This is a genomic window from Streptomyces sp. M2CJ-2, assembly GCF_016757295.1.
Taxonomy (GTDB): Bacteria; Actinomycetota; Actinomycetes; order Streptomycetales; family Streptomycetaceae; genus Streptomyces.
This window is the reverse complement of the sequence record NZ_JAESIF010000147.1, coordinates 1-6,280: the sequence shown is the minus strand read 5'-3', so window position 1 is coordinate 6,280 and position 6,280 is coordinate 1. Positions and strand designations below refer to the sequence as shown.

General features: G+C 67.9%; 4 protein-coding genes. All 4 read right to left on the bottom strand.

All coding sequences use genetic code 11. The features are described from left to right. Positions 1-58 precede the first annotated feature (58 nt). On the bottom strand, positions 59-1,129 hold the full coding sequence (gene sbnB / locus JL475_RS37765; protein WP_202282733.1) for a 2,3-diaminopropionate biosynthesis protein SbnB: 1,071 nt from the start codon (positions 1,127-1,129) through the stop codon (positions 59-61). After that, positions 1,126-2,133, bottom strand: a complete 1,008-nt coding sequence (locus JL475_RS37760) for a TauD/TfdA family dioxygenase (RefSeq protein WP_202282732.1) — start codon at positions 2,131-2,133, stop codon at positions 1,126-1,128. The genes sbnB and JL475_RS37760 overlap by 4 nt, the downstream gene beginning before the upstream one ends. Before the next feature lie 36 nt (positions 2,134-2,169). Further along, a complete protein-coding gene (locus tag JL475_RS37755; RefSeq protein ID WP_202282731.1) occupies positions 2,170-5,460 on the bottom strand; it encodes an amino acid adenylation domain-containing protein in 3,291 nt (1,096 codons plus the stop codon). 142 nt (positions 5,461-5,602) lie between these two features. Continuing rightward, positions 5,603-6,280 (bottom strand): DapH/DapD/GlmU-related protein (locus JL475_RS37750; protein ID WP_272933034.1); only part of this gene is annotated, 678 nt, incomplete at its 5' end.

Genomic DNA, 6,280 nt, shown 5'->3' with positions numbered 1-6,280 from the left:
GCGGATATGACGGGCACGGCGGCCTCCTCCTCATCTGCGGCGGGGTGCTCCCGGACGGTCATCCGTAACGGCGCAGTTCGTGGAAGAAGTCGTCGATGACGTGCAGTTCTCCGGAGCGGACCAGTTCGTCGTAGACGTACTTGCCGACCGCGAGGTCGAGCACCCCGAGACCGAAGGGTGAGAACACCACCGGTCGGCCCGTCGGCACTGTCACCCGCCCGGCCATCACATCGTCCAACGTGCCCTGCAGGAAGTCCCGGTTGCCCGTGAGCTGCTCGGCCAGATGCGGCGAGGTGCCCGCCTTCAGACAGTGCTCGACGTCATCCACGATATTGGTCGAGGCGAGAACGATCTCCGGCGCGAGGTCGCGCAGCGACACATGCAGAACCACAGGATTGTGCGAGAACCACGTAGGGTCGCTGACGTGCGGCTCACCGGCGACGGTGGCGAAGACCACCAGGTCGCTGCCACGGATCAGCTCCTCGGCGCTGTGGTGCACCGTGATCCGGCCTGTGGTGCCCGACTGCTCGAGGTAGCGGTGGAACCCTGCCGCGCTGTCGGCGGACAGGTCGTACAGACCTGTCTCGTCGAACGACCAGCCGTTGCCGACCAGGAACGTGTGGATGTAGCGGGCGATCAGGCCCGTCCCGAAGAACCCGACGCGCGTGGGCCGTGGCCGGTCCCGGCTGAGCCGATCCGCGGCCAGCACCGCGGACGCGGCCGTCCGGGTGGCGCTGATGATGGAACTCTCCAGGCAGGCGAACGGGTAGCCGGTGTCCTGGTCGTTGAGGATCAGCACGGCGGACGCCCGCGGGATGCCGGCCTGCACGTTCTCCGGGAAACTGGAGATCCACTTTACGCCGTCCACCCGTACGTGCCCGCCGATCGAGGCCGGCAGCGCGATGATCCGGGAGGTCGGACGGTCGGGAAACCGCAGGAAGTACGATGGCGGGTTCACCGAGTCACCGGCACCGTGCAGCCGGTAGGCGACCTCGGCCAACTCGACGATCTGCTTCTCGCGCCCCTCCAGCACCTGCTGGACCTGGGCACCGGAGATCACCGCGAAGGGCCGCACGGTGTGCGGTCCGCTCGTTGCGGACGCCGTCACGGAGGTAGGGACGCTGGTCATCGGGCGGTCACCTCGAAGGTCGGCGAGCAGTCGGACATCTGTACCGGGTCGGCCATCGCGACGAGCACCTCGCGAGGTCCCTCGAAGGGCTCCCGGCTGTGCGCGGTGCGCAGGTTGTCGACGATCATCAGATCGCCGGCCTGCCACGGCTCGCGTGCGGTGTGGGTCTCGTAGACCTTGTTGAGCAGTTGCACCACGTCCTCGCCGATCGGGTCGCCGCTTCCGAAGCGGGTGTTGAACGGCAGCCCCTCGGCGCCGTAGACCTCGACGAGGTACTCGCGGACCTCGGGGGCCAACGTCCACTCGTTGAGGAACGCAACCTGGTTGAACCAGCAGCGCCGCCCGGTGACCGGATGGCGTATCACGGCGCTGCGGCGCTGCCTGGTGCGCAGGGTCCCGTCGGGCTGCCATTCGAACTCGATGGCGTTGGCGCGGCAGTAACTCTCGACAGCGCCCCGTTCGTCGGTGCCGAACGCCTCGACGAGGGAGGACCCGATCTCGTCGTTGTAGCTGCGAGTGAGCAGCCAGCCCTCCTGCTCGAACCGCTCGGTCAACCCGGTGGGCAGTTCCTCGAGCACGGTCGCCGCGTCGGCCACTCCGGTCGCCCCGCCCTGGCGTGGCGCAGTGAGGCAGGCGAACAGCATCAGGCCGGGGAACTCGAGCGTGTAACTCTGTTCATGGTGCATGCACATCGGCTGGTTCGGCGGCCACTGCGCCGAGGAGTACACGCCGTCGGCATAGGTCCGCCGGGGTGCGAAAGCCTCCCTCGCGGCCATCAGCCTGGTGCTCAGCCGCTCGAAGACGGCACTGGCCCCGGCCACATCACGCAGCCCGAGGCCGCGGATCAGAAGGCAGCCGTGCTCGGCGACGACGGCGCGCAGCGCCTCTCGGTGCTCGGCTGCCCAGCGCGGAGCGTCGCTGATGATCTCGGTTCGCAGTACCGGAGGCCGACCGGGTCGGAGTTCGACCTCGTCGAGCAGCGACGCCGGTGATATGAAGGACATCCTGATTTCCTTTCAGTGTGCAGCTGTGTGTGCCGCTCAGGAAGCAGGCAGTAGTTCGACGGTGCGCAGCACGGCCTGCGCTGCCTCGGACGGACGGCTGCGCAGGAAGTAGTGGCCGCCCTCGGCGAGTTCCTGCAGGTCGACGTGGGCCGCGAGGAGCTCCCAGTCGTGGTGGTGTCGCGGATGACCAGCCGTGACCGGGTCGTCGGTGGCGACGACCACGGTGACCGGCACGGGCAACTTCACCGCCGGGGGAGTGTCGAGGAGATCTGCGAAATAGCGGTGTGCGGACACGCAGTCGTGCCGGTAGGCCGCACCGATGTGCTCGGCGCGTTGCGCATCCAGCTCATGGAGCTCGGCGTAGCCGCTGTCCGCACTCAGCTTCGCGGCGATCTCGGCGTCGCTCAGTCCGGTCAGCTCGGTGACCGCATCGCGCCGGTCGGCGACATTGCCGAGCAACTGCGCGCCGATGAAGACCCGCTGGACTTCCATCCCGCGCCCGGTCAGCTGCCTGGCCGTCTCCACGGCGAAAGCCGCGCCCGACGAGTGCCCCCACAACAGGACTCCGCGCAGGCCACGTTCGGTGATCTCGGCGACGACCTGAGCGACCACATCTGCCATCGACGCGAAAGGCTCGCTCGCGGCGGCCACGTCGTGACCGGGCAGCTCGACGGCGTAGACCGCGATCCCACTGCCCTGCAGGGCCTTGGCCATCGGCTGGAAGTTCACCGCGTTGCCGCCGGCGTAGGGGAAGCACACCAGGGCACCGGTCGGCGCACCCCCCGGTTCGCACAGCGACTGAAGCAGCCCGGAACGCCGACCTGACCTGCCGTCGACCAGCGCGGCCAGATCGGCGAGGACCGGATGACGAGTCACGTCCTTGAGCGACACAGCGCGGTCCAGGCTGATCGCCAGCTTCACAGCCGACAGCGATGTGCCGCCCCGGTCGAAGAAATGGGCCCGTCGATCGATCTGAGCCTGCGGGATGCCGAGCACCTCCGCCCAAGCGGCCGCCAGCCGCTGCTCGGTGGGCGTACTCGGCATGTGGGAGCCTTTTTCGTCGTCTCCGACGATGTCCGGTTCTTCCACGAGTGCTGCCAGCGCCCTCTTGTCAATCTTGCCGTTGGCGGTCAGCGGCAGCCTTTCCCGCCAGTGGAAGGCCGACGGCACCATGTACTCCGGCAGCGACTCACCCAGCCGGCCCCTCAGGTCTTCGACGGGGAGCGACGTCGCGCCGGAGTAGAAGGCCACAAGGTGCTTGCCCCGGTCGGGCGGCTCGGCGACCACCACCGCACCGTCGCGGACACCGGGGACCTGCAGAAGGGTGTTCTCGATCTCGCCGATCTCGATCCTGAAGCCACGGATCTTGACCTGGGTGTCGCGACGCCCGAGGAACTCCAGCTTGCCCTCGGGCAGCCAGCGGCCGTGGTCGCCACTGCGGTAGAGCCGGGTCCCCTCGCGGTGCGGATCGGGCATGAAAGCCTGCTTGGTGCGGTCGGGGTCGTTGACGTATCCACGGCCGACGCAGACGCCGGAGAAGACGATCTCGCCGGGGGCGCCGAGCGGTACCGGTGACAGATGTTCGTCGACGACGTAGACGTGCACGTTGCTGACGGGAGGACCGAGCGGGACCCGTTCGCGGTCCGGCACCCGGTCCAGGACCTCGTGGTTGGTGTCGTCGCAGGTCTCGGTCAAACCGTAGGCATTGACCAGCTTGATGCCGGGCTCGGCCGCGAACCAGCGCTGCGTGAGCTCCTTCTTCAACGCCTCACCGGTGACGGACACGTACCGCAGGCCGGGCAGCTCGCGCGGGTGCTGCTCCAGATACGTCAGGACGACTTCGAGATACGACGGCACGACCTGGAGCACGGTGACCCGACCGCGGGCGATCCTGTCGACGAACCGCTGGACGTCCAGGATCACCTCCTGCTCGACCAGCAGGGTCCGCCCACCCACCAGAAGGGCGGACAACAGTTGCCACAACGAGATGTCGAAGCACTGCGGGGCGGTCTGGGCGACCACCTGTCCCTCGTCGACATCGAGCTCCAGGTCCTCGATCTTGGCGTAGATGTGGTTGAGCATCCCCGCGTGCTCGCACATCGCGCCCTTGGGCTCTCCGGTGGAGCCGGAGGTGAAGTAGATGTAGGCGAGTTGGTCCGGTGCGACGACGATGCCCAGGTCGTCGTCGCGACCGCCCTCGTCGTACGCCGTGCCGATGAAGAGCTTCTGGACTTCTGGTAGCGAGTCCAGGGCCTGGTCGAGCGAGTCGGTGCTCGCGGGTTCGGTGAGCACGAGCCCGCACTCGGCGCGGGAGAGCATGGCCGCGATGCGATCGGCCGGGAAGCGCGGATCGACGGGCAGGTACACGCCTCCGGCCTTGAAGACCGCGAGGACGGAGGCCATCCAGTCCAGGTTCCTCTCGGTCACCACCGCGACGACACCTTCGCGTCGCAGCCCCCGCGCCAACAGGGCTCGTCCCAGCTGGTTGGCACGTGCGTTGAGCTCCTGGTAGGTCCACTCCCGGTCGCCGTGCACGGCGGCGACGGCTCTCGGGTGCAGCCTCACCCGCTGTTCGAACAGCTCGTGCATCCGGGCGTCCGGCAGGGTGCGGCGCGGCCCGGACAGCCCTTCGAGCTGGAACCGGACCTCCTCGTCGGAGAGCAGGCTCTGCCGCGCGTGCTCGGCATCCGGATCCGCAGCGATGAGCGCGAGCGCGGTGAGGTGGTAACCGACGATCCTGGCGGCGTGCTCCGCGTCGAGTACGTCGGTCCGGTACCGCAGGCGCAGCGTGGGCCGGCCGTTGCGCTCCGAGAACGCCATCCACAGCGCGGTGTCTTTGGCGAGAGCGCCGGCGACGTCCGTCGGACAGGGACCGAAGGCCGGATTCGGATCGAGGACGGTCTCGACCGACGGTTCGGCGAGGCCCAGCTCGTGCCTGAGTTCGTCGACCGGAAAGTCCTTGTGCGACAGCAGTTCCGATGCGACGCGATGGGTGTCGACCAGTAGCGCCCGCCATGATGTCGCTGCGGTTGTCAGCCGACAGGGCAACGGTCGGCCGCCCTCCTCCACCACGTAGCCGGTCATGACCTCGTGCTCGCCTGACAGCGCGGCGAGTACCTTGGCGTGCGCGGCCAGCATCACGGAGCCGACAGGCATCGTGAGATCCTTCGCCAATCGGCGCAAGGCGTTCATGACGTCGTCCGGAATCGTGGCCTCGTGCTCGTCAACACCCGCCACAGGACGGAGCGTCCACCGGGGGATCGTGGTGGATCCGCCGGTGACGAGCACACCGCGCCAGAACTCCCGGTCCGCCACTCGCGTTGCCATCGATTCAGTCCCTCTCCACTCGCCGTGAGCACCCTGTCCGTCGCCGCCGACCAGGCCGGCTCCTCTGTCTTCGCTGCTGCCGGCAGACCGCCGGCCCGGACTGCCCGGCCGGCCGAGCCGCCTCGGCCAAGACGGTCCCGGGCTATCCCTGCCGCACCAGTGCCGGCGGCCGGCCGGGGGCGTCGCTCATCTCCTCGGCCGGGTTCCCGCCCCACCGCGCGTGCTGCGGGACTTCCTCGCCCTTCATGAGGAAGGAGTCGGGCGCAAGCACCGAGCCGTCACCCATCGTCACCCCGTAGTGCACGTGGGAGCCGACACCGAGGGTGCATCCGTCCCCTATCGCGCTGCGGTCGGACTTGAAGGTGCCGTCCTCCTGCGAGTGGCATTGGATCTTGCTCCCCGCATTGAGGGTGCAGTCGTTCCCGATGGTGGTGAGCATCCGCTCCGTCAGATAGCAGCCGTCATCGAAGATCCTGCTGCCGACCCGGACCCCCAGGAGCCGCCAGATCACGTTCTTGAAGGGGGTGCCGTTGAAGATGTTGAGGTACTGGTCAGGAACCTTCCACAGACGCTCGTGCCACCAGAAATACGGGTCGTAGATGGAGCACAACTGCGGCCGCAGCCCGCGGAAAGCCACGATGGCACGCTCCACCAGAATGAAATAGAGGGGGGTGAACGCCAGGCTGAGCACCAGGAATGCAGCGATTGCTCCGTGACCGAGGGAGTCATACAGTTCGGCATTCGTGAGGGCAAGCACGGTGAGGACGAAGAAGAAGAACCACCGTACGAGCAGGAAGAGGACCATCGACCGGATGTTGCA